Below are 2,522 nucleotides of genomic sequence, written 5' to 3'. Positions count from 1 at the left end.
CGAACCCGCGTAGTAGGGATTTTCGCCTGCCGCGTGGTCGGTGGCGTCGCGCACCTCGGTCACTTCCGGCACCCGCGCGCGCAGGGTTTTCTCCACGCCCTGTTTGAGGGTGACGTCCACCATGCCGCAGCCGTGGCAGCCGCCGCCGAACTGCAATACCACCACGCCCTCGGCGGTGACTTCCTTCAGGCTGATACGCCCGCCATGCGAGGCCACCATCGGGTTGATCTCGGTGGCCACCACATACTGCACGCGCTCAACCAGCCCCGCGCCCTCGCCGGGCATCTCGCCCTTGATGCGGGGAGCGCGGATGTTCAACTGGCCACCGGTGGCGTTGGTTTCGAAATCGATGCTGGCAGGATCAAGCCACTGCACGCTTGCGCCTTCCACGTAAAGATGGAAGCCCTCGCACTCGACGGTCCACTCATCGCCGGTAAGCTCGGAAGGTTCGCAAAATTCGAGGTCGCAGGTGGCCGAAGGGGTGCCTGCATCCACCACGCGCAAGCGGATGCCAAGGCCTTCGATGTCCTGTTGCGTGATGAGCCTGCGGAAATGGGCCTGCGCGCGTTCAGTGATGTCGATCATGGGAACTCCGTGCCGCCGTGGGGAGCCGGCGGGGATACCTGACCATTTTAGTACGGATTCGACCCGGGCGCACGCCAAGTGCTTTACTTTTCACGGCCGACCTTCGACCCTTTGCGCCTCACTCGCCAATCGGGAACCTTCCATGTCGATCACCCAGCTCGCCGAAGCCTCCTGCCAGCCGCGCAAGGGTGCCGCCGACGCGCTCGACGACAACACGGTATCGACGTACCTTGCCGACCTCCCCGGCTGGCAGAAGACCGCCGATGGCAAAGCCATCGTCAAGGATTTCCCTTTCAGCGACTTCCACCACACCCTGGGCTTCATCAACGCGGTGGGCTTCATGGCCAACACGCAGGACCATCATCCGGACCTGGAAGCCGGCTACGGGCATTGCAGGCTGCTGTGGTCCACCCACGACGTGGGCGGCCTGTCGCTGAACGATTTCATCTGCGCCGCCCGCGTCGAACGCCTGCTCGCCGGTTGACATGGGCTCGACCTCGCGTCGTGTCCTGGCGGCTGCCTTGTTCCTCGCGGCCGCAGCCCTGGCGCTCACCCTGCTGCCTGGGCTTTCGACCTGGCTGACCTGGCGGGAACTGGCGCAAACGGCCCAGGCCGACGCCGCCAGCTGGAGCCGCCAGGCTTCGCCCTGGCACTGGACCATCCGCCGTCCCGAAGACCTCGTCGCCGGCCGCGTTTTCGGCGAAGTCAGCCAGGCGACGAGCCCCGACGGCCTGGTGCTGCGCAGCGAAGAGAGCTCGCCTTTCGAGATGGGACTGCCGCTGGCACGGACGGCCGACCTGACGCACGCGGGCCGGCTGCATATCCAGATGAAGCCCGAAGCGCCCGTATCGGTGCAATTGGTGGTCCGCGAGCGCCTGGACGGGCCGGCGTTTGTCAGCGATGCCGTTTTCGGCGCAACGGACCTGGCGCTGGACGCGCCATTGCTCAGCTGGACGGCCGATGGGCGTCCATCGATGCCACCGACACGGGCGGCGATGCTCCGGCTACGCCTGCAACTGCAACCGGGGAAGTCGGTGGTTTTCTCCGGCGCATCGCTCGAACCGATGGCACCGGTAGCCTTGCCCATGCCCGGCACGCCATCACGCACCCATTCGCTGGGCGCATGGATCGATGCCGCCGGCCACCTGGACGCACGCCAGATCCCCTGGCTGGTCCCGGCGGCGAGCCTGCGCGCGGAAAATCTCCTGCACTGGCGCGACCGCGCCCGCGATGCCATCCCGGCTGCCATCGTCGGCAGCGGCGCACCACATCCAGGCCTCCCCGCCTGGGCCAGCCAGCGGCTGGCGGCCGTTCTGGTCATCTTCTACGTGCTGGGCCTGATCTGGCTCTGGCGCCGCCCGCCCACACGGCCAGGGCTACGCGCGGGCCTTGAAACCGCGGGCCTGCTGGCCGGTCCCTTGTGGCTGGTGGCCGGGCTTCATTTCGGCACGGCCGACATTCCATTGCCTGCCGTCGCCTGCGTCGCAGCACTGGCCTTCGGGGCCTTGCTGGCCTGGCGCGACCGGCACGCCCCCTATGGATTGCGGCCGGCCAGCGGTGCGGAACGATGGCTCACGCCCTTCCTGTTGCTACCGGTGGCCATCGTGCTGGCGATGGGAGCGGAGCGTGCCTGGACCGTGCCGGACCAGTTGCGCGTGCTCACCTACATCGCCTGGGCGTTCGTCCAGCAATGGCTGCTGCTCTCGCTCGTGGGCCGCCGCCTCCACCGGCTCCTGCCGCCCACGGCGGCGATGTTCGTCACCGCGCTGGCTTTCGCCCTGCTGCATACGCCCAACGGGGCGCTGATGCAGATGTGCTTCATCGGTGAACTGTGGTGGGCCTGGTGCTACTACCGCGGGCGGTCGCTGGTACCGATCGCGGTCGCCCACGCCGCCTGTGCCCTGGTGCTCGAGGCTGGCCTCGCCGGTGGCTCGTAC

General features: G+C 67.8%; 3 protein-coding genes. 2 read left to right on the top strand and 1 reads right to left on the bottom strand.

Annotated features, from left to right (window positions below; translation table 11 throughout):
• Positions 1 to 585 (bottom strand): NifU family protein (locus VK519_RS05255; RefSeq protein WP_324348080.1); only part of this gene is annotated, 585 nt, incomplete at its 3' end.
• 142 nt (positions 586 to 727) lie between these two features.
• On the opposite strand from VK519_RS05255, the gene VK519_RS05250 reads away from it, so the two are divergent.
• Both VK519_RS05250 and VK519_RS05245 read left to right on the top strand, forming a co-directional pair.
• Positions 728 to 1,069 (top strand): 4a-hydroxytetrahydrobiopterin dehydratase, encoded by a 342-nt coding sequence (locus tag VK519_RS05250; RefSeq protein WP_324348079.1) that lies wholly within the window; start codon positions 728 to 730, stop codon positions 1,067 to 1,069.
• 1 nt (position 1,070) lies between these two features.
• Positions 1,071 to 2,522: CPBP family intramembrane glutamic endopeptidase (locus VK519_RS05245; RefSeq protein WP_324348078.1), on the top strand; the 1,452-nt coding region annotated here is incomplete at its 3' end.

The sequence above is a fragment of the Pinirhizobacter sp. genome (assembly GCF_035317885.1).
In the GTDB taxonomy this organism is placed as follows: Bacteria; Pseudomonadota; Gammaproteobacteria; order Xanthomonadales; family Rhodanobacteraceae; genus Pinirhizobacter.
The sequence above is the reverse complement of the archived record's forward strand: the minus strand, read 5'-3'. Positions and strand labels throughout refer to the sequence as shown.

Coding starts and splice junctions, on each gene's coding strand:
- VK519_RS05250 (WP_324348079.1), top strand. CDS start 728: ATGTCGATCACCCAGCTCGCCGAAGCCTCCTGCCAGCCGCGCAAGGGT.